Consider the following 23742-nt stretch of genomic DNA (forward strand, 5'->3'; position numbering starts at 1 on the left):
CCTCGTCGCGTCGTCGCGTCTTTGCGCGAACAAAACCTCCTTACAACGTCTTCGCCAGCGCCTCGATGTCGTCCATCGTCACCACGCTCACCGGTGCGGCGTCGGGGGCGATGCGCTTGACCATGCCGCCCAGCACCTTGCCGCCGAACTCGACATAGTCGGTCACACCCGCCGCAAACATCGCCAGCACCGATTCGCGCCAGCGGACCATGCCGGTCACCTGCTCGACGAGCAGCGCGCGGATCGTGTCGGGATCGGCGACCGGGGCCGCGGTGACATTGGCATAGACCGGCACCAGCGGCGCCCGGATCGAGACCGCCGCCAGCGCCTCGGCCATCGCATCGGCGGCAGGCTGCATCAGCGGGCAGTGGAACGGCGCCGAGACCGGCAGGAGCAACGCGCGCTTGGCGCCCATCTCCTTGGCGATCGGGAGCGCGCGCTCGATCGCCTCGCGGTGCCCCGAGATCACCACCTGCGACGGGTCATTGTCGTTGGCGACGGTGCAGACCTGCCCCTCGGCCGCGGCGTCCGCGATCGTCTGGGCCTTTTCGCGGTCGGCACCGAGGATCGCGGCCATTGCGCCGACGCCGACGGGCACCGCCGCCTGCATCGCATCGCCGCGGATGCGGAGCAGCTTCGCGGTGGTCGCGAGATCCAGGGCATCGGCGGCGCAGAGCGCGGTATATTCGCCCAGCGAATGGCCCGCGACGAAATCGGCCTTGTCGGCAAGGCGGATGCCGCCTTCCTTCTCGAGCACGCGCAGCACCGCGATGGCATTGGCCATGATCGCCGGCTGGGCATTGGCGGTCAGGGTCAGCTGATCCTCCGGGCCCTCGGCCATCAGCTGGAACAGCTTCTGGCCCAGCGCCTCGTCGACTTCCTGGAAGACTTCGCGGGCGGTGGCGCTCGCTTCGGCAAGGGCCTTGCCCATGCCGACGGCCTGGCTGCCCTGGCCGGGGAAGATGAAGGCGCGCATGTATCTCTCCTGTCGGCGGCGCTGCAATGGGGCCGCGCGTTAGAACCGCGCCCTGCCCGACGCAACCCCGGGGGCGCCGCGCGGAAGCTGAACGAACCCGCCGCGCTTGCGAAACATTGCGACCATTTCGCGCATCGAACGGGAAACACCTGCGACACGGCCTGCCCAGATTGCCTTCGACGCCAGAGCAATCCGGCGCCACCGACAAGAGGAGTGCAGTCATGAAGAAGTTCGTTCTCGCCGCCGTCGCCGCTTCGCTGGTCGCGACCCCGGTGCTCGCCGCCGCCCCGCAGCATGGCCGCCCGCCGGCGCAGCAGCAGGTGGTCGTCAAGAAGAAGGTCGTCGTTACGAAGCCGGGCTATCGCAACTGGCGCAAGGGCGAGCGCTTCGACAGCCGCTATGCCCGCAACTATCGCCAGATCGACTATCGCCACTATCGCGGCCTGAAGGCTCCGCCGCGCGGCTATCGCTATGTCCAGTCGGGCAATGACGCGGTGCTGGTCGGCATCACCTCGGGTATCATCGCGGCGGTGTTCGCCGGCGCGATCCGCTGAAGCAGAACCCGGGACGAGTGCACGAAACGGCAGGGCCATGCCCTGCCGTTTTACATTCGCGCGAAGAATCCGACTCCTCGTTTCGGCTCCGTTAGTGTTATGGTTAACGCGCGTCGACAGGGAGGAATGCAGGATGTTCAGGGCAGCAGCCCTCACGGCCCTTGCCGCGGCCGTGTTGATGCCATTCGCCACGATTGCGGCGGACCGCGACGATGGCGGTCTCGCCCCCGATTTCGAAGGCCAGGTCGCCTATTTCGGCAACTATACCGGCAAGACCTCGGTCACCGCCGACCTGCGCCGCCGCGAGCAGGCCCCCTGCCCCTATCCCGACCAGCGCTGCTATCAGCAGGTCGTCGGGGGCGGCGTGAAGGTGGTGCTCAGCTTCGACGGCGAGCACGTCACCGGCTTCTATTATTCGGTCGGCGGGTTCGAGGGGCCGAACGGGCTGCGCGAAGGCACGCTGATCGGCCGGCGCACCGCGGCGGGCTGCGAACTCTACGAGGCGGACGGCACGATGTGGCAGGCGACGACCTGCGGCGCCAAGGGCTTCCAGGGCCAGATCGTCTCGGTGCGCGGTATTCCGAAACAGTCCGAAGTGACCTTCTCCACCGTCGGCATGTTCGTGCGCGACACCGGCTGGATCACCAAGCTGGGCGAGGAAGAGGCGCGGCGCGACCGCCGGATCAACTGGCTGACCCAGCGGCTCGACGGGCCGGGATCGCCGGAAAGCCGCTTCCGCGCCGCGATCGAGCTCGACAGCTTCTCGCGCCATTTTCGCGGGATCGACATGGGCCGGGTCTCAGAGCCGGTGCGCTCGGGCAAGCCCCGGAAGAACCGCGAATGGTATCTCGACAGCAGCTATGCCCGGCCGGACGGCAGCACCGGCAACGTCCGGGGCGTAGTCTATAACGACCGGATCCGCTGCATCCAGTGGGACGACGAATCCTGCGGCCCGATCCATCCGCCGGCGGACTTCCCCAAGCCCCGACTCGACGATGACGGCGGCTGGCTCTCGCGCAGCCCGGCACCGATCGTGGCGAGCGACACCCGGCCGATGCCGCGGCCGCGGGGGAATGGCGAACGGTACTAAACGGGGCACCGGGGTACGGAGCTTGCAGTCTCGCTCAGACGCGGTCAGATTTCCGGAATGACGCCCGGCTGCACCTGAGGGAGAACCGATAACATGGCTACCCCCATGGTCCTGACCGCATTTGCCGCGCTGCTCCTCGCGCCCGGCACCGCGAGCCACGCCATTCCCAAAGCGGCCAGGACATCGGTGACCAGCACCGAAGTGCGCATTCCTTCCGAACCGGGAGTGACACTGGCGGGGACGCTGCGCCTGCCGGCGCGGAGGGGCCCCTTTCCCGTCGTCATCCTCCGGAGCGGCTCGGGTGTGCAGAAACGCGGCGCCTATCTCTCGCTGCAGCAGCGGCTGAACGCTGCGGGGATCGCGACGATCGACTTCGACAAGCGCGGCACCGGCCAGTCGACCGGCACCTTCACCGACACGATGCAGGAGATGGAAGCCGATCTTGCCGCCACGATCAAATGGCTCCGCCTGCGCGGCGACATCGACGGCAAGCGGATCGCGCTCCTGGGCCATAGCCTGGCCGCCGTGGCCGCACCGATCGTCGCCGACCGTGATGGCGGCCTGGCGGCTATCGTCTTCCTTGCTGGGCCGATCGGGGAAAGCGGGAGCATGTTCCTCAACAGCATGCGCGACCAGCTTGTCGAGAGCGGCCACTCCATCGACGCCACCAATCGAGTCACCGGAGCGACCCGTGCCTGGATGGAAGCCCGCCGTCGGGCGGCACCGAGCGACGCAGTCGCGCAAGGGCGGCGCGATTTGGTCGCGGCATTCGTGCAGGCGGGCTTTACCCCGAATGCCGCGGAAGGCGCGACCAGGACCCTCGACACCGCGCAGATCCTGTCGATGTACGAAGCTGCACCCGGACCGGCACTGGCACGCCTGCGCATCCCGGTTCTCGCCGTGCTGGCCGGTCGCGACCAGTCGCCCGACGCCAATGCCGCCGCGGCGATGGCGGTGCTGGCCGAGAATCCCGAAGCGCTGGTGGTCCAGGTACCCGGCGCCGGGCACCTGTTCATCTATCGCCCCGCCGACACGCCACCCAATATCACCCCACCCGGCGGCCGCTGGCTATTCCCCGAGACGCTGATCGCACACTGGCTGATCGACCGGCTCGCGCCCGAGGGTGCCAGGCGCTAGACCGTCTCTTTCCTCCCCCGGCGCCGGAGGGGTTTAGAGCTTGCCTCTCCTGCCCGCCTCCGCTAAGGGCGCCCCTTCGTTCAGGTGGGGACGCGATTCCCACTCGCGCGAACCATTGAATATGAGACGACAGCCGGAGGGGCGCCGCACGGGGTGGTGTCAGCGATCGGCCAACATGGAAGAGAATACATGGCTCTTTACGAGCACGTGTTCCTTGCGCGCCAGGATCTGGCCCAGGCGCAAGTGGACGCTCTGGCGGAAGCCGCCACCAAGATCGTCGAGGACAATGAAGGCAAGGTCGTCAAGACCGAGACCTGGGGTCTTCGTTCGCTCGCCTATCGCATCGCCAAGAACCGCAAGGCGCATTACGTGATGCTCGAGATCGACGCGCCGGCCGGCGTGGTCGCCGAGCTGGAGCGCCAGACGCAGATCAACGAAGACGTGATCCGCTACATGACCGTCAAGGTCGACGAGCTGGAGCAGGGTCCCTCGGTGATGATGCGCAAGGGCGATCGTGAGCGCGGCCGTGGCCGTCGTGATCGTGACGAAGCCGGCGGCAACACCGGTTTCGGCGGCGAATAAGGGAGATATAGACCATGGCACGCCCGTTTTTCCGCCGCCGCAAGAGCTGCCCCTTCTCCGCGAAGGACGCTCCCCGGATCGATTACAAGGACGTCCGTCTGCTCCAGGGCTTCGTCTCTGAGCGCGGCAAGATCGTCCCGTCGCGCATCACTTCGGTGAGCGCCAAGAAGCAGCGCGAGCTGGCCCAGGCCATCAAGCGCGCCCGTCACCTGGGCCTGCTGCCCTACATCGTTAAGTAAGGGAGGCTCAACCCATGGAAGTCATTCTGCTTGAGCGCGTCGAGAAGCTCGGCGCTATCGGCGACGTGGTGAAGGTCAAGGACGGGTTCGCCCGCAACTACCTGCTCCCGAACAAGAAGGCGCTCCGCTCGAACGCCGCGAACCGCAAGGTCTTCGAGGCCAACCGCGCCCGCATCGAGGCCGAGAACGCCACGCGCCGCACGGACGCCGAGAAGGAAGCCGGCACGTTCAACGACGTGTCCGTCACCCTGATCCGCCAGGCGTCGAATACCGGGCAGCTCTACGGCTCGGTCGCGGTGCGCGACCTGGTCGAGGCGCTCGTCGCCGACGGCCACAAGATCACCAAGGCGCAGGTCGTGCTCGACAAGCCGATCAAGGCGATCGGCGTGTACGAAGTGCGCGTCGCGCTGCACCCCGAGGTGTCGGTGACCGTCAAGGTCAACGTCGCCCGCTCGCCGGAAGAGGCCGACATGCAGGCCCAGGGCGTCGACGTGATGGCCCAGATGTTCGAGGAAGGCCGCGACACCACCGGCTTCGTCGAAGATTATGATCCGAACGCCGAGCCGGGCGCAACTGCCGAGGTCCGCGAGGAAGCTCCGGCCGCCGACGAAGGCGAGACCGCCGAGGGCTGATCGCCCCCGTCACGGGAAAATGAAAGGGCCGCTCCGGAATGCCGGGGCGGCCCTTTTCTTATGCGATCCATTGAAAACTTCGGAATTCCGGATAACTCTCAAGTAAACCCTTAGCATAAACCAGAAATCGTGAATGAATTCACGGCCTCACGGACAAGAAACGCAGGCGCCAATCACCGCCGCCAACGGAATCAAGGCCAGTACCACGGGAAGAACCTTGTTCATCTTGATCCGAACCTTGCCTGTTGTTCACCGCATAGAACGAGCCGGGCCGGGCAAGGTTGCAGCCTGCGTTAATCTTTTGTTCGGGAGGCATTCACCCCGATACCGTCTATAGGGAGCGGGATGCCGCCTTTCCTCCCCCTTGCCCTCGCGATCGCCGCGCCGCCCCAGGCCGACTTGGAGGCCGCGATACGCACCGAGATCAATTTCGCCCGCACTCGGCCACGCGCCTATGCCGAACGTCTCCGCGTGTATCGCCAGCGCTTCAAGGGCAGGATCGTCCGCTATCCCGGCAATCCGGACGGGCTGCGCACCAACGAGGGCACACGGGCAGTGGACGAAGCGATCCATTTCCTCGAGCGTCAGGCTCCCCTGGAGCCGATCGAACCGTCCGCCCTGCTCGCCCGCGCCGCGCGCGACCATGTCCGCGAGCAGGGTCCCAGCGGGCGCACCGGGCATATCTCGGCCGATGGCGGCAATCCGCGCGTCCGCGTGCAGCGCCGGGGCGGCGGCGACTATGTCGCCGAAGTGATCACCTATGGTCCGCCCAGCGCCGTCGAGGTGGTCCGCCAGTTGATCGTCGACGACGGCGTGCCCGGTCGTGGGCACCGACGGACGCTGTTCGCGGCCGAGATGCGCCATGCCGGCATCGCCTGCGGGCCGCACAAGGCGTATCGCGTGATGTGCGTCGCCGATCTCGGCCGCCGGCCCGACGGCCGCCCCTAAGGTTAACTCCCGAATATCCGCTTGCCTTCTCAGGCGGTTAAGCGGATGCCACTATCCGTGATGCAACGGACGGGCGCGGGGCCCGGCCGGCTCCGGGGGGAGCCCGATCGTGATTGCCAAGAGCCGTTGGATCGCCGCGCTCGGCGCGGGCGCCCTGCTGCTGGCCGGCGGCGCCGCCGCCTCGGCCGGCGAGCGCGCCACCAATGCCTCGCGCCTCGAGCGTGACGTACTCGCCGAGATCAATCGCGCGCGCGCGAATCCCCGCGAATATGCCGACACGCTGCGGGAGTATCGCGACTTTTTCGACGGCCGCGTACTGTTCCTGCCGGGCGACCAGAACGGCGTGATCACCAACGAAGGGGTCGACGCGGTCGACGAGGCGATCGACTTCCTCGAACGCCAGGAACCGCTGCCGCCGCTCGGCCGGGCCGAGCTGCTGGCACTGGCGGCGCAGGATCATGCCGACGAACAAGGTGCCACCGGCGGCAACGGCCATGTCTCGCGCGATGGGCTGAGCCCCGGCGAGCGCGTGCGGCGGCATGGCGGCGACATCTATGTCGGCGAAGGCATCTGGTATGGCAGCGGCGATGCCGGCGCGGTCGTCCGCAGCCTGATCATCGATGACGGCGTGCGCGGCCGGGGGCATCGCGCGCTGCTGTTCCAGTCGGACTTCCGCTTCGCCGGCGTCGGCTGCGGCGCGCATCGCCGCTTCGGCAGCATCTGCGTAGTCGATTTCAGCGGCACCGCCGACGGCTCGCCGGTGGTGCCGGAATGGGCCCGGGCACGCGGCGGCCAGGTTTTTCGGATGCCGGCCACGACGAAGCGCTGAGGCGCATTGCCAGGCGCTCTCTTATCGGTGAGGATCATGCCCTAATGGCTTATCTGGTGCTGTTCCTCGCGGGGGCGCTGCTCTGCAACGCGATCCCTCACCTCGCCGCCGGTCTGCGCGGCGAGCCCTTCCCCACGCCTTTTTCCCGCCCGCGCGGCGTGGGGCTCTCGACGCCGCTGATGAACTTCTACTGGGGTTCGGCGAACCTGCTAATCGGGATCTCGGCACTGCTCAGCTATTCGCTGCGGACCTATGGCATATGGCCGGTGATCGCGGGATGGCTGGTGCTGGGAAGCTATTGCGCCTGGCATTTCGGAAAGGTGCGGCGATAGGCCGATGCATGCGCCGTGGTTCGGGCGCTGGGCAGGCTTTGGCTATATTGCCGCCTCGTGGCAGGGCTGGCTCGCTACCATTTCCTGCCTGGCAGCCGGAGGCGTCGTCGCGGGCGGCTTCCACATTCTCGCATTGTGGAAGATGGCACCGGCGCAGGATCCCTGACCGAGCGCAGTCCCCGGACGACAAGCCTATCTGAAGAAAATGATCGGCTCTTCGAGGAAAATCCGCTTCGACGGGCCGCCGGCCGAGAAGCGGACGACCGCTGGCGCAACGCTGCCGCCCGGGGCAGGCGACAATATCAGCTTGCCGCCGCGGATCGTCGCGCGCGCCCGGTAATCAAGACCGCCATATTGCCCGATGTAACGGCCATGCGTCATGACGATTATTCGCTGGCCTCCATGGCTGGCGCACTCCGCGCAAACGGGCCGCAGCTTGTAACGATACTCGTAAATGGCGAAGCTGCGCCCGCCGGCCCGGATATCCCCAACCTTACGGACGGAGATCTGGTCTCGCCGGCAATCGGTCGAGCCCGAAAATGCGCCGGCGATCAGCGCGGGAGCAAGCCCCTTCAGGCATTTCACGCCGGTTCGAGCATCCGCCGCCGGGTCATGGATCGACCAAAGGGACAGGATCATCGCGGCGAATGTGCTGAGCGTCATCTCACTTCCGCCCGAACAGCTTCTCGATATCGCCATGCGCCAGCTTCACCCAGGTCGGGCGGCCATGGTTGCACTGGCCGGAGTGCGGCGTGACTTCCATCTCGCGGAGCAGCGCGTTCATCTCGGCCACCGACAGCACGCGCCCTGCTCGCACCGAACCATGGCAGGCCATGGTCGCGGCGACATGGTCGAGCTTTTCCTTGAGGCTGAGCGCCTCGTCGAAGCTGGCGAGCTCGTCGGCGAGATCGGTGACGAGCGCGTGCACGTCGCCCTTGCCGAGCGCGGCCGGCACCGCGCGGACCAGCATGGCGCGGGGCCCGAAACGCTCGAGATCCAGGCCGAATTCGGAAAGCTCGGCGGCGCGGGCCTCCAGCCGGTCGCAGCCGGGCTCGTCCAGCTCCACGACTTCGGGGACGAGCAGCCCCTGCGACGCCACGCCGCCCTCGGACATGGCGCGGCGCATCCGCTCGAGCACGAGCCGCTCGTGCGCGGCATGCTGGTCGACCAGGACCAGGCCATCCTCGGCCTCGGCGACGATATAGGTCCTGGCGACCTGGCCACGCGCCACGCCGAGCGGGTGCTGGACGCTCTGCGGCACAGGCTCGACCGCCGGCTCGGCGCGCGCCAGCGGCGGTGGGGCCGAGAAGCTCGAGCGGCGATCCTGGACGCTCGCGTAACTATAGGCCGGTGCCGGGTTGTGCCGCGGCGCCGGCGCGAAGCCGGGCCCGGCATCCCATAGCTGCGGCGCAGGTGCCACCGGCACGCTCGCCTCGCTCGTCCACATCCCCAGGGCCGCCTCGCTCGGGCGCTGGGCGCTGCGATGCCCCGCCTCGTCGAGCGCGCGACGCAGGCCCGAGACGATCATCCCGCGCACCAGCGCGGGATCGCGGAAGCGAACCTCGGTCTTGGCCGGATGGACGTTCACATCGACCTGGTCGGGCGGCACGTCGAGGAACAGGGCGACCACCGGATGGCGGTCGCGCGCCAGCATCTCGGCATAGGCGCCGCGGAGCGCGCCGATGAGGAGGCGGTCCTTCACCGGGCGACCGTTGACGAACAGATATTGGTGATCGGCCACGCCGCGATTGAAGGTCGGCAGGCCGGCGACGCCGCCCAGCATGATCCCCTCGCGCTCGAAATCCACCGCGACGCTGTTCTCGGCCAGCGCGCGATCGGTGAGCCCGGCCACGCGCTCCGGCCCGGTCTCCCCGCCCTGCACCTGCAGCGCCCGGCGGCCGTCATGCTCGACCGAGAAGGCGATATCGGGCCGCGCCATGGCGAGGCGCTTCATCACGTCGAGGCTGGCGGCATATTCGGCACGCGGCGAGCGCAGGAACTTGCGGCGCGCCGGCACGCGGCCGAACAGCGCCTCGACTCGCACGCGCGTGCCCGGGGGGAGTGCGGCCGGGCCCTCGGAGACGAGCGCGCCATTGTCGACCACCCGGCTCCAGCCCTCGGCGCCGCGCACCCGGCTCTCCAGCGTCATCCGTGCCACGCTGGCGATCGAGGGCAAGGCCTCGCCGCGAAAGCCCAGAGTCGTGACCTGGTCGATCTCGTCGTCGGGGAGCTTGGACGTGGCGTGGCGCTCCAGCGCGAGCGCCATTTCGGGCGGAGACATGCCACAACCATCGTCAGTGACCTCGATCAGGTCGGTGCCGCCGCCCGCCAGTTTGACGGCGATCCGGGTGGCTCCGGCGTCGATTGCGTTTTCGACCAGTTCTTTCAGCGCGCTGGCGGGGCGTTCGACCACTTCTCCCGCTGCAATTCGGTTGACAAGGTGTTCGGGCAGACGGCGTATTGACATGGTCGTTGCTCTAGCCCAAGCGGCGGCATCCCGCGACCCCAACCGCATGGCAACCAGGCCGGATTCTCCAGTCCGTCCCGGAAAGGTCCCGGACTAGATATTTTGTGCGATTAGCCGGCGGCGGGCGCCCGCCCGGCAGGACGGAAACATAGATGGCATTTCCCCGCTTGTTCAATTTCATGTCCCACGACATGGCGATCGACCTCGGCACCGCGAACACGGTGGTGTACCTCCGCGGCCGCGGCGTTGTCCTCAACGAACCGTCGGTGGTGGCGGTCGAGACGCTCAACGGCGTCAAGCGCGTCAAGGCGGTCGGCGACGACGCCAAGCTGATGATGGGCAAGACCCCGGGCAGCATCGAGGCGATCCGCCCGCTGCGCGACGGCGTGATCGCCGACATCGACATCGCCGAGGAGATGATCAAGCACTTCATCCGCAAGGTGCACGGCCAGCGGCGCTTCATGCGCTGGCCGCAGATCGTGATCTGCGTCCCCTCGGGTTCCACTTCGGTCGAGCGCCGCGCGATCCGCGACGCCGCGTCGAACGCGGGTGCATCGCAGGTGTGGCTGATCGAGGAGCCGATGGCGGCCGCGATCGGCGCCGACATGCCGGTGACCGAGCCGATCGGCTCGATGGTGGTCGATATCGGTGGCGGCACCACCGAAGTCGCGGTGCTCTCGCTGCGCGGCCTCGCTTATTCCACCTCGGTTCGCGTCGGCGGCGACAAGATGGACGAATCCATCGTCAGCTATGTGCGTCGCAACCATAACCTGCTGATCGGCGAAGCCACCGCCGAGCGCATCAAGCAGGAAGTCGGCGTCGCCAAGCCGCCGGCGGACGGCATCGGCCAGACGATCCACATCAAGGGCCGCGACCTGGTCAACGGCGTTCCCAAGGAAATCCAGATCAACCAGGGCCAAATCGCCGAGGCGCTGTCGGAGCCGGTCGGCACGATCGTCGAGGGCGTGCGCATCGCGCTGGAGAACACCGCGCCGGAGCTGGCGGCGGACATCGTCGACCAGGGCATCGTGCTCACCGGCGGCGGCGCGCTGCTCCAGGGGATCGACGAAGTGCTGCGCGACGAGACCGGCCTGCCGGTCACGATCGCCGAGGATCCGCTGACCTGCGTGGCGCTCGGCACCGGGCGTGCGCTGGAAGATCCGGTGTTCCGCGGCGTCCTCATCTCGGTCTAATCGGAGCAAAGGGGTATGGCGCCGCCACGCAACCGGCGCCCGGGGTTTTCGCGGCGGGCGCAATACGGGCTCTTCCTCGGCTATGTTGGGCTGGTCGGCGGAATGCTGATCGCGGCGGGCCTCTTGCTGCTTTCGATATTCAATCCGCCGGCCTTTGGCGCGGTCCGTGGCTTCTTCTCCGAGATCACCACGCCTGTCGCCTCCGCCTTCACCTGGGTGCGCACCAGCGTCGCGGGCGTGCCCGAGGGCGTCTCCAGCTATGTGAACGTGCGCGGCGAGAATGCGCGGCTCAAGAAGCAGATCGCCGATAACGATTTGCTGGTCGAGCGCGCGCGCACGCTCAACCAGGAGAACCGGCACCTGCGCGAGATGCTCAAGCTGCACGACGTCTCCACCGATGCCGTGGTGGTGGCGCGGCTGGTGGCGAGCTCGATGGGCAGTACCCGGCGCTATGCCACGCTCAACGCGGGCGGCTGGCAGGGCGTGAAGGCGGGGCAGCCCGTGCGCCAACCCGACGGGCTGATCGGCCAGGTGGTGGAGACCAGCCCCAATACGGCGCGCGTGCTCCTGATCGTCGATCCGGAAAGCATCGTCCCGGTGCGCCGCACGCGCGACGGCCTGCCCGCGATCGCCACCGGGCGCGGCGACGGGCTGCTCGACGTGCGCTCGGCGAGCGTGGCGACGATGATCTTCCAGCCGGGCGACACGTTCGTCACCTCGGGCACGGGCGGCATCTTCTCGCCGAACATTCCCGTCGCGCGGGTGATCCGCACCTCGCGCGACATTGCCGTGGCCCAGCCCTCGGCCAATCCCGACGCGCTCGATTTCGCGCTCGTCCAGGCGACGTTCCTGCCCGATCCCACGCCGACGCCGTCCCCCCGCCCCTCGGCCAGCGCAAAGCCCAAGGCCGAGAAGAAATAGCGGTGACCGACTATATCCCCCTCGGTCGCAGCGAGAAGATGCCGCGCAGCATCTGGCTGGCGCCGCTCTCGGTGATGCTGGGATCGATGACGACCCTGTTGCCGGTGGTGGCCACCGTGCCGTTCCTGCCGCCCTTCGGGCTGCTGCTGCTGCTCGCCTGGCGGCTGATGCGGGCCGATGCCATGAAGGTGTGGATGCCCGTGCCGCTGGGTTTCTTCGACGACATGCTGAGCGGCCAGCCCCTGGGCAGCGCGATGCTGCTCTGGTCGGCGGCGGTGCTGATGGTGGACGTGCTCGATACGCGGCTGGTATGGCGCGACTTCTGGCAGGACTGGCTGATCGCCAGCGGCGCGATCGCCTTCGTGCTGATCGGCGGGCGGCTGGTGGCGGTCCCCTTCACGGCGCATGTCGACACGGCGCTGCTCATCCAGATTCTCGTCTCCGCGGCGCTGTTTCCCGTGGTTGCCCGGTTCTGCGCATGGCTCGATCGGGATAAGAAGCGACAATAATGGCCCGGATCACCGAAGCAGCGCAGGCTTACAGTTTCTCCCGCCGCGCGCTGGTGCTCGGCGGGATCCAGGGCGCGGCTGCGCTGGTGCTGGCCGGGCGGATGACCTGGCTCGCCGTGTTCGAGAACGAGCGCTACCGGCTGACCGCCGAGAGCAACCGGGTGCGCCTCACGCTCACTCCGCCGCGGCGGGGCTGGATCGTCGACCGCAGCGGCATCCCGATCGCCAACAACCGCACCGCGTTCCGCGTCGACATGATCCCCGACCGGATGGAGGACAAGGAAAAGACGCTGGGCATGCTCCAGCAGATCCTGAGCCTCTCCGAGGAGGAGATGTCGCGCATCCGCACCGACCTGAAGCGGGCGGCGGGTTTCCAGCCGGTGCAGGTCTCGGACAATCTCGACTGGGAGCGTTTCGCCGCGGTGAGCGTGCGCGTGCCGGAGATGCCCGGCGTGCAGCCGACCCGCGGCTTTTCGCGCAACTATCCGCTCGCAGCCGGTGTCGCGCATCTCGTCGGCTATGTCGGCACCGCTTCGGCTGAGCAGTACCAGAAGGAAAAGGACCCGCTGCTCGTCGCTCCAGGCTTCAAGCTGGGCAAGGACGGGCTGGAGAAGACGCTGGAGGATCGCCTGCGCGGCACGCCGGGCGCCAAGCGCGTCGAGGTCACGGCGCATGGCCGGCTGGTCAAGGAGCTCGCCACCCGGCCCGACCAGCCGGGCGAGACGGTGAAGCTCACCATCGACGCGCTGCTCCAGGAATATGTCGCGCGCCGGCTGGGCACCAATTCGGGCTCGGCCGTGGTGATCGACGTGAGCAATGGCGACATCCTCGCCATGGTCTCGATGCCCGCCTATGATCCCAACAGCTTCTCCGACGGCATCAGCCGCAACGAATGGAAGATGCTGAGCGAGGACGACCATGTGCCCTTGATGAACAAGGTGCTGCAGGGCCTCTATCCGCCGGGCTCCACGGTGAAGCCGATGAACGGGCTGGCGCTGTTGCATGCAGGCGTCGATCCCAATGCCCGGGTGGTCTGCTCGGGCGCGCTGCGCGTGGGCAACGGCGTGTTCCACTGCCACAAGCGCGGGGGGCATGGCGCGCTCGACCTCAAGCATGCGATCATGCAGAGCTGCGACATCTATTTCTACGAGATGGTGCGCCGCGTCGGCTATGACGCGGTGGCTCCGATGGCGCGCGCGCTCGGCCTTGGGCAGAAGTTCGACCTGCCCTTCACCACCCAGCGCTTCGGCACCGTGCCCGACAGCGCCTGGAAGCTGAAGCGCTACAAGCAGCAATGGACCGTCGCGGATTCGCTCAACGCCTCGATCGGCCAGGGCTATGTGCTCGCCAATCCGCTGCAGCTGGCGGTGATGGCGAGCCGGCTGGCTTCCGGGCGCCAGCTCATTCCGCGGCTGCTCGCGGACGCTCCGCACCAGGATGCCCCGCCCCTCGCCTCCACACCCGAGCAGCTGGCGATCATCCGCGACGCGATGTTCGGCGTGATCAATTCAGGCGGCACCGGCGGCGCCGCGCGGATCCAGGTTCCCGGCGTCACCCTGGCAGGCAAGACCGGCACCGCCCAGGTCCGCCGCATCACCATGGCGGAGCGCGCATCCGGGGTGCTCAAGAACGCCTCGCTGCCGTTCAAGCTGCGCGACCACGCGCTGCTCGTCTGCTTCGCCCCGGCGGACAATCCGAAATATGCCGCCGGCATCGTGCTCGAGCATAACGGCCACACTGTCCGCAATCTCGACACGCCGATGATCGGCCGCGACATCATGACCTTCCTGTTCGACCGGAAGCTCGCGATGGAATCGCTGCACCGCGAGGAGCCGACCTGGGGCGGCGACTATCGCGCCCGGATGGCCGAGCAGGCCCGGGCCTTCAAGGCAGCGCAGAGCGCGCCGCCGCCGGAAGCGCCCGAGGATGCGGCCGAGGCGGCGAGCACCGTCGCTTCCGAAGCCGCCAACGCCACGACCAGCAACACGATCGACAGCAGCGCGGCCGAACGCGGCAGCGTGGAGGCAGACTGATGGCCACGCTCCAATCCTCGGGCCTCGGCCCCTCCGGCATCGTTCCCGGGCCGCTGGCGCAATTGCCCTGGCGGATCATCGGGCTGGTGGTGGCGATCGGCATGTTCGGGCTGGTCGTGCTCTATTCGGCCGCGAGCGGCAGCATGACGCCCTGGGCGTTCAACCAGGGACTGCGCTTCTTCGTCTTCCTCGCCATGGCCATCGGCCTGTCGCGTGTGCCGGAGAGCTTCTGGGCGCTGGGCGCTTTCCCCATGTACATCGTCATCGTGGTGATGCTGGTCGGCGTGGAGTTGCTGGGCGCGGTGGCGGGCGGCAGCCAGCGATGGCTCGACCTGGGCTTTATCCGGCTGCAGCCTTCCGAGCTGATGAAGCCGGTGATCGTGATGGCGATGGCGCGTTTCTACGAGATATTGCCCGCGGGCGAGATCCGGAAGTTCGGGGCGATCTGGCCCGCCGGCGTGCTGATCGGCATTCCGGCCGGCTTGGTCATGCTCCAGCCCGATCTCGGCACCGCGCTGATGATCACGGCGGGCGGCGTGACGGTGATGTTCCTGGCCGGCATCCCGCTGCGCCTGTTCATCGGCGGCGCGCTGGCGTTGGCGGTGGCGGCGCCGCTGGCGGTGAACTTCGTCCTGCACGACTATCAGCGCAACCGCGTGCTGATCTTCCTCGATCCCGAGAGCGATCCGCTGGGCACCGGCTATCACATCAGCCAGTCCAAGGTGGCGATCGGATCGGGCGGCGTGTTCGGCAAGGGCTTCCTGCAGGGCACCCAGAGCCATCTCGACTATCTGCCCGAGGGCCATACCGATTTCGCGCTGGCGACGATGATGGAGGAATGGGGCCTGATGGGCGGCTTCTTCCTGATCGTCGGCTTCGGCATCCTGATCCGCTGGGGGATCGGCGTGAGCATGCGTGCGCAGAGCCGCTTCGCGCGGCTGACGGCGGCGGGCCTCTCCGCCACGATCTTCTTCTACTGTGCGATCAACATGGCGATGGTGATGGGCCTGGCGCCGGTGGTGGGCGTGCCGCTGCCGCTGATCAGCTTCGGCGGCACGGCCGTGATGACTTTCATGATCTGCTTCGGAATCCTGCTCTCGATCGACCGGCAGAGCCGCCGCGTGCAGCGCTGGTGATTTTTTTGTGATTGGGGGTTTACAAGCCGCGAAGCGCGCCGCTAAAGGCGCTCCTCCACTGCGGAGGCGCACCCACCAAGGGCGCTGAAACAACCCGGAATGGACGCATAGCTCAGTTGGTAGAGCAGCTGACTCTTAATCAGCGGGTCCTAGGTTCGAGCCCTAGTGCGTCCACCATATTTTCAAAGTCTTAGCATACCTCAAGCGCGGCGAAGCTCGCCAGCGCGGGCGCTCGGGCAACATCCTGGGCAACATGATTTGCTCTTCTGTGGCTCCCCACATTCCCCCAGATTTTTTGCTGGAGGAGCTGTGTTTGCCACCGCTTCCAAAGCGATTGATCGCGAAGCCGCCGAGGCCACGCCACACGACTCGTGCGACCAGCTGGAAGCCCGCCAAGTTCCGCCACTCGGGCACGAGCGTTACCGCGCGATCATATCCGAACAAGCTTCCAACGCTCTGAGTGCCCCGACCTCGTGAAGATGGTTCCGACTTCGATGGACTACGCCAACCCGCCTCGTTACGACGTTAGCGAGGGGGATCTGATGGCTGAAGACGCAGGACTGCTATTCGATAACCGGTTCATGGAGCGGCACGCAGGGTCGATTATCGTAGATCCCGCAGTTGCGATCGTGGAACTTGTTGCCAATGCTTGGGACGCTTGGGCAACCAAGGTGGATATTGTTTGGCCGGAACGCGGGAGCAGCGCGGCGTTCGCGATCGAAGACAATGGCAAGGGCATGACTGAGCCCCAGTTCCAGACCCGCTGGAAGACACTCGACTACAATCGCCTACATGACGAAGGAACTGAATCCGCGCCGCCTTCGGAACTATCTGACTTGCGCCCACGCGCCGCCTATGGCCGCAATGGCAAGGGCCGACATGCAGCATTTCGCTTCGGCGAAGCCTACCGTGTGCGGACCTGGCGCGATGGAATGTCAGCGACCTTCGAAGTTCGTCGTGGCGTAACCCAGCCATTCACTATCGAACGAATAACGGTCGAATCGGACATCGAAGGTCACGGAACCGAAATCAACGCCATCAATCCTCTGCCGATCATGATGACGGCCGAGGAGGCCCGCGAGGTGGTCGGCACCCGCTTCCTGGCCGACCCCAATTTCACCGTGACAGTGAATGGCACCAAGGTAACTTTCGAGGATATTCCCGAAGCGCAGCGCCGCGAGGTTGATGTCGAGGTACCCGGCTACGGGGTAGCGCATCTCATCGTCATCGACACACAGAAAGCCGACAAGACCACACGGCAGCATGGCATCGCCTGGCGGGTTAACAACCGTATCATTGGCTCGCCCGGATGGGTTGGGTTTGACCAAGAGCGGCTGGTCGATGGACGCAGTAGCGAGGCCAAGCGATTCATCTTCATCGTGCGCGCCGATTTCCTCGCCGATGATGTGCTGCCCGACTGGTCGGGTTTCTGGCCGAATCGCGATGCCTGGCCAGCGACGCGCACAGCGGTGCATGCGAAGATCCGCGAATATCTTGGCGCATTCAGCGCCGATAGGCGACGTGAGACCAAGGAAACTGTCCGGGAGAATCTTGGTCGGACCGTCGCGCAGCTCACGCCGGTTAGCCGCGATCGCTGGAACGAGTTTGTCGATCAGGTGGTGGATGCTTGCCCTTCGATGAATCTCGACACCGTACAACAGGTCGCAGGCGTGCTCGCCAATCTGGAACTCACCACGAGCAAATACGAGTTGATCGCCAAGCTACACGATATGCCGCCGGGCGATCTCGATGAATTGAACGCGCTGCTGGTCGATTGGACCGTCCGGACGGCTAAGCTTGCACTCGACGAGATCGCACAGCGGCTAAAGCTGATTGAAGAACTAGATCAAAAGCTGCGCGACGAGACGATGGAGGAAGTGGGCGACCTCCAGCCGTTGTTCGATCGCAGCCTGTGGGTTTTCGGCCCCGAGTTCGAAAGCCTTGAGTTTACGAGCAATCGCGGCATGACCGAGGTGATCCACAAGGTCTTTGGGCGAACCGATCAGGGAAGCCGCTTGCGCCCAGACTTTGTCATGCTGCCCGACGGCAGTGTCGGCTTTTATAGTCGAGATTCGCATGACCTTGGCCACGAAGTCGACGGCGTGTCGCGCCTCGTCATTGCCGAGATCAAGAAGCCGGGTGTGCTGATCGGCTCGAAGGAGAAGCAGCAGCCATGGCAATACGTGCGGGAGCTGATGAATAAGGGGCTCGTGACCGATGCCACTATCGTCACCTGCTATGTGCTCGGCTCCCGCATCGACCCCACGGAGACTGGTGACGAGACCAAGAACAATGGCCAAGTGACGATCCGTGCAATGACTTATTCAACTTTCGTGAAGCGCGCGGAGAAGCGACTGCTCGGGCTGCGCGACAAGCTACGCGATGCGCCATTCCTCAAGGAACAGGGCATCGATCCAGAAACCTATATGCAACCTCAACAACCACGGCAGGGCCATCTAGAGCTAGACGCCACGGTTCGTGCGGGTTGATTACCTCCAGGCCAGCAGACCTCACCGGCCCCGGCTTCAAAGACGCCGCGAGATCGCCCGGAACTCTCGACTGCGCTCACGCCGTTAGAGCTGTCTGCAATCAATGGTTCAGGCGTTAGGCCGCCTCTCCACCCGAACCGGTGACAGCAAAGGCAAAACGACCGACAGCTTGACAGCAGCCGGCCACTGCGCTCATTTTCAGGTCATGGGGAATGCGATCTCCCCATGAGGCGTCAGCCAAAGCATCGCGTCCTGTTTTTCGATGAAGGACGCATCATGCCTGCACTCAACAGCATATCCGCTGACAAATTGTCCCGCCTGATCGGCACTGCTGCCGCTCCGGCGCTCATCGACATTCGAGAAGATCGCGGAGCCGGCCTGGTGCCGGCCTCGCTGCCTCTGCCAGCCGACGACTTCGCGCGATGGTCTGCCGACTTCGCCGGCCGGCCGGTCGTGGTCATCGACCAGGACGGCGCGGGTGCGGCTCCCGGCCTCGCCGCATGGCTGCGCAGCGAGTCGGTGGAGGCCGAAGTGCTCGAAGGCGGGTTCGCCGCCTGGGCGGATGCCGGCCAGCCTCTCCTCTCAACGGCTCGCCTGCCCAGGCGCGATGCCGAGGGACGCACGGTCTGGGTGACCCGTGCCCGGCCCAAGGTCGACCGCATCGCCTGCCCATGGCTGATCCGCCGCTTCGTCGATCCGCGCGCCCGCTTCCTGTTCGTACCGCCGGCCGATGTGCTGGAGGCTGCCCGCCGGTTCGATGCCGCCCCCTTCGACGTGGCGCATGACGAGGTATTCTGGAGCCATCGCGGCGACCATTGCACCTTCGACCTCATGGTCGAGGCCTTCGGCCTGGGCGGCATGCCCGCGCTCGACTATCTGGCGATGATCGTGCGCGGCGCCGACACGGCGCATCCGGAGATCGTACCGGAAGCGGCAGGGCTGCTGGCCATCTCGCTGGGGCTCTCCCGCGTCCATGCCGACGATCTGGAGCAGTTAGAGGCTGGCATGGCGATCTACGACGCGCTCTACCGCTGGTGCCGCGACGCGCGATCCGAAACGCACGACTGGACCTCGCACAAGCCGCGACAGGTGCAGGCGTGAGCGCCGCGGTCCTCGCGGGGGCCGCGGCCCCCGCCCGCCCCGCTCCCGTGTCGCTTGGCGAAGCCTTCTGGGTATGGCTGCGGATCGCCGCGCTCTCTTTTGGCGGACCCGCCGGGCAGATCGCGGTGATGCACCGCATCCTGGTCGAGGAGAAACGCTGGATCGGCGAGCATCGCTTCCTGCACGCCCTCAACTATTGCATGCTGCTGCCCGGCCCCGAGGCGCAGCAGCTCGCCACCTATATCGGCTGGCTGCTCCACAAGACGAAAGGCGGCGTGATCGCCGGCACGCTGTTCGTGCTGCCCGGCATGCTTTCGATCATGGCGCTGAGCTGGGTCTATGTCCTGTACGGCAAGCTCGGCTTCGTCTCGGCGCTGTTCTTCGGCTTGAAGGCCGCGGTGCTGGCGGTGGTGCTCCAGGCGGTGGCGCGGATCGGTGGCCGGGCGCTGCGCAGCACCGCCTCGCGCCTGCTCGCGGCTGCCGCCTTCGTGCTGATCTTCTTCCTGGGCGTGCCCTTCCCGCTGATCATCCTCGCCGCCGGACTGATCGGCTGGTGGTCCGGGCGCAGCGGATCGAGCGCGTTCAAGGGCGGCGGGCATGGCGGGCGGAAGGGCGGTGCCGTGGTCGCCGATGCCGACACGCTGCTCGGCGAGGAACTGCCCGCCCACGCCCATGCCTCCTGGCGGCAAACCTCGCGCGCGGTACTGACCTGCCTGGCACTATGGCTGGTGCCGGTTGCCGCGCTGGTGCTGCTGCTCGGGCCGACCAACGTCTTCTCCAGCATCGCGATCTTCTTCTCGAAGATGGCGGTGGCGACGTTCGGCGGTGCCTATGCGGTGCTCGCCTATGTCGCGCAGCAGGCAGTCGAGGAATATCGCTGGCTCACGCCCGGCGAGATGCTCGACGGGCTCGGCATGGCCGAGACCACGCCGGGGCCGCTGATCATGGTGCTGCAGTTCGTCGGCTTTCTCGGCGCCTATCGCGAGCCGGGTATGCTCGCGCCGTTGTTGGCGGGAACCCTCGGCGGTCTGCTGGCAACCTGGGTGACGTTCGTGCCCTGCTTCCTGTGGATCTTCCTCGGTGCGCCGTACATCGAGCGTCTGCGCGGAAATGCGGCAATCTCAGGCGCGCTCTCGGCGATCACCGCGGCGGTGGTCGGCGTGGTGCTCAACCTCGCCATCTGGTTCGCGATCCACACGCTGTTCCGCCAGGCCCTGCCGGTCGATCTCGGACCGATCCGCTTCGCTGCCCCGGTGCCGGCCAGCCTCGATCCCTGGGCGCTGGGGCTTTCGGCGGGTGCGATCCTCGCAATCTTCGTGCTGCGCACCGGCGTGATCGTCACGCTGGCCACCACAGCATGCCTGGGCGTGGCGCTGCACTTCGCTGGATTTCTAGGCTGAGGAGCTGGACATGACGGAACTCAATCGACGTACCCTGGTGACGGGCAGCATCGGCGCGGGCATTGCGGCCAGCCTGCCAGGCTCCGCACTGGCGCAGGCGGCGCCGGCCTTCGCGCCGAAGCCGCTGCCGTTCGCCGCCGATGCGATCCCCGGCCTGTCCGCCCGGCTGCTGACCAGCCATCATGACAACAACTATGCCGGCGCCGTGAAGCGGCTGGGAGCGATCAGGGCCGAGTTCGCCAAGCTCGATCCGGCATCGGCTCCCGGCTTCATGCTGAACGGGCTCAAGCGCGAGGAACTGATCGCGTGGAACTCGATGATCCTGCACGAGATCTACTTCGCCAGCCTGGGCACACCCACCAGGCCCGGCGCGGCGCTGGCCGGAGCGATCGAGCGCGATTTCGGTAGCCATGCGAGATGGTCGGTCGAGTTCGCTGCAATGGGCAAGGCGCTGGGCGGCGGCTCCGGCTGGGTGCTGCTGGTCTGGAGCCCGCATGATGGCCGCCTGACCAACCAATGGGCGGCGGATCACATGATGACGCTGGCCGGCGGCACGCCGCTGCTCGCCCTCGACATGTACGAGCATGCTTATGCGATCGACTATGGCGCAAAGGCCGCCGATTATGTCGAGGCGTATATGCGCGCGCTGAACTGGACGGCTGCGGATCGCAGGTTTGAGGCGGCGCACGGTGCGGGCTGGTGAACCGCAGCGCCAGTCTCCCAGTAAAGCGCGCTTTCCTCAACGGCGTGGCGCCAGGATCAGGACTCGTGGATCACAGCCAGAAGATGACGGTGGCTGCGAGCGCGATGGCGGCGAAGAAGGCGGTTGGGCACCGATCATAGCGCGTGGCAACCCGGCACCAGTCCTTCGGGCGGCCCATAGTCCTTTGGCGCATCCCGCCAGCCCAGTCCGTTGCGATTGACGAAGATGATCCCGCTCAACACCCGCCGATCGTCCACTCGCGGCTTGCCATGACTCCTTGGAAAATATGGTTCGAGCCGCGCCATCTGCTCGTCCGTCAGCCAATACAGGTGGCTCACATCCGGTCTCCTCGCGAAGCCTGAATCAGATCGCGCCTCTCGCATCAATGGGCCCTGACCCTAGAGAGATGCTTGAATTTCCTGCGGAGCCAAGTCTTCTATCGTGTCCGCAACGTTCTTCATATTCAGGATGAAAGAAGAGGCGGCAAGGTTCCGGGCGGCTGGCACGGAATAGGCGCCGTTCCTGTTCGCAGCCCGGGGATGTCGGCTGACGCCCCATTCCCGGCTACCCTGACCGAAGCAGTGCAAGGCGGTTCCGCCCGCGGGCCCGTCAAGGCTGCCGCACGAACCATATATTGCGAGCCCCGTTCACCCATGCCGAGAATCCGTCGATTTTGCCGTCGGGCGCGCGCGCGAAGACGAAGCTGCTCGTGCCACGCAGGCGCGTCGTGAAACCATCGGCGAAGCGCGGCGTCAGTGGCCATTCCACTGCGAAGGGCTGGCGCATGACCAGGCGGTTGCCGTTCCGAACCACCGAAATGCGCCTGTCCAGCTCGGCACTGTAATAGGTTCCGACATAGGCATCGAGAGCGGCGGGGCCGGCTATGGCAGGTGCAACCGCCACGAAGCGCTGGCCGCGCCTGTCGTTGCCCAAGACTAGTTCGACAGGTTTCCCATTCTCCCGGACAAACTGCGCCACGCCTCCGTCCGCCCGCCGGAAACGCTCCTTGCCCATGGGGCTCAGCCGCTGTGTCGATCCTCGCTGGAGCGCGAGCTCCCCATCGACGACTGTTGTCGCCGCGAGCTCGCCAGTCACGGGATCGCGGAACAGCCCCTGGTATCGAGCAGGGTCCAGGCCGGCGGGGCCGATCGGCGAAGTCGTTGGCAGCGAGGCCGAAACCACGGGCCTTCTCTCGACATAACCGGCAGCGCGAAGTGCCTGCTCGGCAATGCCCTCGCCAAGCGCCACGGAATCGACATCGCCATTGTTGCACAGCAGCGCGACCGAGACATGCTTCTCGGGATAACGGCCCAGCCAGGCCTTGTAGCCGGCGGTCGAGCCGCTGTGGGCGATCAGGCGCAATCCGTGCGCACGGGTAATCTCAAGGCCCAGGCCATATTCGAGCGGCGTGCCGTTCCGCAATTTGCCCGGTGTCTGCAGGGCCGCCACCAGCGCCTCGCCGCCGGGCAGATCGGAAGGGCGGTCGAGGAACGCGTTCCAGCGCAGCAGGTCCGCGATGGTGGTGAGGAGCCCGCCATTTCCATAGACGTTGGTGAAGGGCATGTTGGCGATGAACCCCTCGCTACCCGAAGCATAGGCCATGGCGCGCCCCGGCACGACCGTGCGGAAGTCCTCCCGCCATCGGCTGTGGCGCATGCCCAGCGGCCGGAACAGGCGCTCCTCGGTGAAGCGTTGCAGGCTCATGCCGCTCGCGCGTTCGACGATGATCGCTGCGAGGGCGTAATTTGTATTGGTGTAGAGATATTCGGCGCCGGGCGCGAAGTTCAGGCCCTTCTGCCGCGAGGCCAGATCCAGGATCGTGCTCAAATCATGGACCTGGGTGCCCGGGCCGTTGCCGGTCAGCGCCAGCAGGCTCCATTGCTCGCGCAGCCCGCTGCTATGGGTAAGCAGGTGGCGGATCGTGATCGGCACGCCATAGTCCGGCATCTCCGGCAAATAGCGCCTGATATCATCGTCGAGCGTGAGTTTGCCGTCCTGAACCAGCAGCAGCATGGCGGCGGCGGTGAACTGCTTGGCGAGCGAGCCGGTCTCAAAGACCGTGTCCGCTGCGATCGGCACCGGGTGCTCGAGATCGGCCAGGCCATAGCCGCGAATCACAGGCGCCGCGCCGTCGATCGCCACGCCTGCTGCGCAGCCGGGCATCGTCGGCGCGATCGATGCGAATGCCGCGTCAAGATCGAGCATTGGCCGACCCTGGCGACCAGCGGCAGATGGGCGATTGCCGTCCTGTCCAGGCGCAGCCCATGCCGTACGCACCGGAGCGCAGGACAGGGCGACGATGGCGACGAGACACATTGGGCGCATTGGACTCTCCGACAAGTTACGCCTGCTCAAGCGCAGGCCGGGCGGTTGCCCAACAGCGGATCGGTGAGTGCCCCGTGCGAGCGGTGAATGTCCCCCGGCTACGGTGAACGACCGGCATGGCTGGTACCACGGAGACCGAAGCAGCT

23 protein-coding genes, 1 tRNA gene and 1 pseudogene are annotated in these 23742 nt (G+C 66.6%); 20 read left to right on the forward strand and 5 right to left on the reverse strand.

The features are described from left to right. Positions 1-40 precede the first annotated feature (40 nt). Entirely contained in the window at positions 41-976 is a 936-nt protein-coding gene (fabD, locus tag ACIQCS_RS13705) for an ACP S-malonyltransferase (RefSeq protein WP_345851658.1), read from the reverse strand. Between the two features lie 221 nt (positions 977-1197). On the opposite strand from fabD, the gene ACIQCS_RS13710 reads away from it, so the two are divergent. The 10 genes from ACIQCS_RS13710 to ACIQCS_RS13755 all read left to right on the forward strand — a co-directional run bounded on the left by ACIQCS_RS13710 (position 1198) and on the right by ACIQCS_RS13755 (position 7485). Further along, positions 1198-1530 carry an RcnB family protein gene (locus ACIQCS_RS13710; RefSeq protein ID WP_345851656.1) on the forward strand — a complete coding sequence of 111 codons (333 nt, stop codon included), beginning with the start codon at positions 1198-1200 and terminating at the stop codon, positions 1528-1530. Between the two features lie 133 nt (positions 1531-1663). Next, positions 1664-2620, forward strand: coding sequence for a hypothetical protein (locus ACIQCS_RS13715; protein ID WP_401531133.1), 957 nt, complete (start codon positions 1664-1666; stop codon positions 2618-2620). 93 nt (positions 2621-2713) lie between these two features. Next, positions 2714-3757, forward strand: a complete 1044-nt coding sequence (locus ACIQCS_RS13720) for an alpha/beta fold hydrolase (RefSeq protein ID WP_345851654.1) — start codon at positions 2714-2716, stop codon at positions 3755-3757. A gap of 189 nt (positions 3758-3946) precedes the next feature. Beyond that, positions 3947-4339, forward strand: a complete 393-nt coding sequence (rpsF, locus tag ACIQCS_RS13725; RefSeq protein ID WP_345851653.1) for a 30S ribosomal protein S6 — start codon at positions 3947-3949, stop codon at positions 4337-4339. A gap of 14 nt (positions 4340-4353) precedes the next feature. Then, entirely contained in the window at positions 4354-4578 is a 225-nt protein-coding gene (gene rpsR, locus ACIQCS_RS13730; RefSeq protein WP_010543816.1) for a 30S ribosomal protein S18, read from the forward strand. Positions 4579-4592: 14 nt separating this feature from the next. After that, entirely contained in the window at positions 4593-5210 is a 618-nt protein-coding gene (gene rplI, locus ACIQCS_RS13735) for a 50S ribosomal protein L9 (protein ID WP_345851634.1), read from the forward strand. Between the two features lie 345 nt (positions 5211-5555). Continuing rightward, positions 5556-6158, forward strand: a complete 603-nt coding sequence (locus ACIQCS_RS13740; RefSeq protein ID WP_345851633.1) for a CAP domain-containing protein — start codon at positions 5556-5558, stop codon at positions 6156-6158. A 109-nt stretch (positions 6159-6267) separates the two neighbouring features. Further along, on the forward strand, positions 6268-6987 hold the full coding sequence (locus tag ACIQCS_RS13745; RefSeq protein ID WP_345851631.1) for a CAP domain-containing protein: 720 nt from the start codon (positions 6268-6270) through the stop codon (positions 6985-6987). A 44-nt stretch (positions 6988-7031) separates the two neighbouring features. Then, positions 7032-7319, forward strand: coding sequence for a hypothetical protein (locus ACIQCS_RS13750; protein WP_086130047.1), 288 nt, complete (start codon positions 7032-7034; stop codon positions 7317-7319). 4 nt (positions 7320-7323) lie between these two features. Next, on the forward strand, positions 7324-7485 hold the full coding sequence (locus ACIQCS_RS13755) for a hypothetical protein (protein WP_345851628.1): 162 nt from the start codon (positions 7324-7326) through the stop codon (positions 7483-7485). 26 nt (positions 7486-7511) lie between these two features. On the opposite strand, the gene ACIQCS_RS13760 is transcribed toward ACIQCS_RS13755, so the two are convergent. Further along, complete coding sequence (locus tag ACIQCS_RS13760; protein ID WP_401531139.1) at positions 7512-7982, reverse strand: hypothetical protein; 471 nt, start codon at positions 7980-7982, stop codon at positions 7512-7514. Between the two features lies 1 nt (position 7983). Beyond that, complete coding sequence (mutL, locus tag ACIQCS_RS13765; RefSeq protein WP_345851626.1) at positions 7984-9786, reverse strand: DNA mismatch repair endonuclease MutL; 1803 nt, start codon at positions 9784-9786, stop codon at positions 7984-7986. Between the two features lie 152 nt (positions 9787-9938). Here mutL and ACIQCS_RS13770 point away from each other — a divergent pair, with 152 nt between their 5' ends. From ACIQCS_RS13770 to ACIQCS_RS13815, 10 genes are all read left to right on the forward strand, one after another. Further along, complete coding sequence (locus ACIQCS_RS13770; RefSeq protein WP_086129461.1) at positions 9939-10979, forward strand: rod shape-determining protein; 1041 nt, start codon at positions 9939-9941, stop codon at positions 10977-10979. A gap of 123 nt (positions 10980-11102) precedes the next feature. Then, positions 11103-11900: a rod shape-determining protein MreC gene (gene mreC / locus ACIQCS_RS13775; RefSeq protein ID WP_401531142.1), complete on the forward strand. Its 798-nt coding sequence runs from the start codon at positions 11103-11105 to the stop codon at positions 11898-11900. A 2-nt stretch (positions 11901-11902) separates the two neighbouring features. Then, complete coding sequence (gene mreD, locus ACIQCS_RS13780; RefSeq protein WP_345851622.1) at positions 11903-12409, forward strand: rod shape-determining protein MreD; 507 nt, start codon at positions 11903-11905, stop codon at positions 12407-12409. Beyond that, on the forward strand, positions 12409-14442 hold the full coding sequence (gene mrdA / locus ACIQCS_RS13785) for a penicillin-binding protein 2 (RefSeq protein ID WP_345851621.1): 2034 nt from the start codon (positions 12409-12411) through the stop codon (positions 14440-14442). Before mreD ends, mrdA begins: the two co-directional genes overlap by 1 nt. Continuing rightward, positions 14442-15578: a rod shape-determining protein RodA gene (rodA, locus tag ACIQCS_RS13790; protein ID WP_280279150.1), complete on the forward strand. Its 1137-nt coding sequence runs from the start codon at positions 14442-14444 to the stop codon at positions 15576-15578. Before mrdA ends, rodA begins: the two co-directional genes overlap by 1 nt. A 101-nt stretch (positions 15579-15679) precedes the next feature. Next, positions 15680-15755 (forward strand) — tRNA-Lys (locus tag ACIQCS_RS13795). Positions 15756-16120: 365 nt separating this feature from the next. After that, on the forward strand, positions 16121-18067 hold the full coding sequence (locus ACIQCS_RS13800; protein ID WP_345851619.1) for an ATP-binding protein: 1947 nt from the start codon (positions 16121-16123) through the stop codon (positions 18065-18067). Positions 18068-18343: 276 nt separating this feature from the next. Then, positions 18344-19168 carry a sulfurtransferase/chromate resistance protein gene (locus tag ACIQCS_RS13805; RefSeq protein WP_345851617.1) on the forward strand — a complete coding sequence of 275 codons (825 nt, stop codon included), beginning with the start codon at positions 18344-18346 and terminating at the stop codon, positions 19166-19168. Then, positions 19165-20568: a chromate efflux transporter gene (gene chrA, locus ACIQCS_RS13810; protein ID WP_345851615.1), complete on the forward strand. Its 1404-nt coding sequence runs from the start codon at positions 19165-19167 to the stop codon at positions 20566-20568. Before ACIQCS_RS13805 ends, chrA begins: the two co-directional genes overlap by 4 nt. A 10-nt stretch (positions 20569-20578) precedes the next feature. Next, positions 20579-21271, forward strand: a complete 693-nt coding sequence (locus ACIQCS_RS13815; RefSeq protein ID WP_345851613.1) for a Fe-Mn family superoxide dismutase — start codon at positions 20579-20581, stop codon at positions 21269-21271. Between the two features lie 158 nt (positions 21272-21429). On the opposite strand, the pseudogene ACIQCS_RS13820 reads toward ACIQCS_RS13815, so the two are convergent. Both ACIQCS_RS13820 and ACIQCS_RS13825 read right to left on the reverse strand, forming a co-directional pair. Then, positions 21430-21609 (reverse strand): annotated as a pseudogene (locus ACIQCS_RS13820) (transposase); the annotation flags it as partial. 271 nt (positions 21610-21880) lie between these two features. Continuing rightward, on the reverse strand, positions 21881-23476 hold the full coding sequence (locus tag ACIQCS_RS13825) for a serine hydrolase domain-containing protein (protein ID WP_401531146.1): 1596 nt from the start codon (positions 23474-23476) through the stop codon (positions 21881-21883). Positions 23477-23742 lie beyond the last annotated feature (266 nt).

The organism is Sphingomonas sp. NPDC092440, assembly GCF_044754985.1.
GTDB lineage: Bacteria > Pseudomonadota > Alphaproteobacteria > Sphingomonadales > Sphingomonadaceae > Sphingomonas.

Coding starts and splice junctions, on each gene's coding strand:
- ACIQCS_RS13740 (WP_345851633.1), top strand. CDS start 5,556: ATGCCGCCTTTCCTCCCCCTTGCCCTCGCGATCGCCGCGCCGCCCCAG.
- ACIQCS_RS13720 (WP_345851654.1), top strand. CDS start 2,714: ATGGCTACCCCCATGGTCCTGACCGCATTTGCCGCGCTGCTCCTCGCG.
- rpsF (WP_345851653.1), top strand. CDS start 3,947: ATGGCTCTTTACGAGCACGTGTTCCTTGCGCGCCAGGATCTGGCCCAG.
- ACIQCS_RS13815 (WP_345851613.1), top strand. CDS start 20,579: ATGACGGAACTCAATCGACGTACCCTGGTGACGGGCAGCATCGGCGCG.
- rodA (WP_280279150.1), top strand. CDS start 14,442: ATGGCCACGCTCCAATCCTCGGGCCTCGGCCCCTCCGGCATCGTTCCC.
- ACIQCS_RS13710 (WP_345851656.1), top strand. CDS start 1,198: ATGAAGAAGTTCGTTCTCGCCGCCGTCGCCGCTTCGCTGGTCGCGACC.
- ACIQCS_RS13805 (WP_345851617.1), top strand. CDS start 18,344: ATGCCTGCACTCAACAGCATATCCGCTGACAAATTGTCCCGCCTGATC.
- rplI (WP_345851634.1), top strand. CDS start 4,593: ATGGAAGTCATTCTGCTTGAGCGCGTCGAGAAGCTCGGCGCTATCGGC.
- mrdA (WP_345851621.1), top strand. CDS start 12,409: ATGGCCCGGATCACCGAAGCAGCGCAGGCTTACAGTTTCTCCCGCCGC.
- ACIQCS_RS13800 (WP_345851619.1), top strand. CDS start 16,121: ATGGCTGAAGACGCAGGACTGCTATTCGATAACCGGTTCATGGAGCGG.
- rpsR (WP_010543816.1), top strand. CDS start 4,354: ATGGCACGCCCGTTTTTCCGCCGCCGCAAGAGCTGCCCCTTCTCCGCG.
- fabD (WP_345851658.1), bottom strand. CDS start 976: ATGCGCGCCTTCATCTTCCCCGGCCAGGGCAGCCAGGCCGTCGGCATG.
- mutL (WP_345851626.1), bottom strand. CDS start 9,786: ATGTCAATACGCCGTCTGCCCGAACACCTTGTCAACCGAATTGCAGCG.
- ACIQCS_RS13750 (WP_086130047.1), top strand. CDS start 7,032: ATGGCTTATCTGGTGCTGTTCCTCGCGGGGGCGCTGCTCTGCAACGCG.
- ACIQCS_RS13755 (WP_345851628.1), top strand. CDS start 7,324: ATGCATGCGCCGTGGTTCGGGCGCTGGGCAGGCTTTGGCTATATTGCC.
- ACIQCS_RS13825 (WP_401531146.1), bottom strand. CDS start 23,476: ATGCTCGATCTTGACGCGGCATTCGCATCGATCGCGCCGACGATGCCC.
- ACIQCS_RS13715 (WP_401531133.1), top strand. CDS start 1,664: ATGTTCAGGGCAGCAGCCCTCACGGCCCTTGCCGCGGCCGTGTTGATG.
- ACIQCS_RS13770 (WP_086129461.1), top strand. CDS start 9,939: ATGGCATTTCCCCGCTTGTTCAATTTCATGTCCCACGACATGGCGATC.
- ACIQCS_RS13760 (WP_401531139.1), bottom strand. CDS start 7,982: ATGACGCTCAGCACATTCGCCGCGATGATCCTGTCCCTTTGGTCGATC.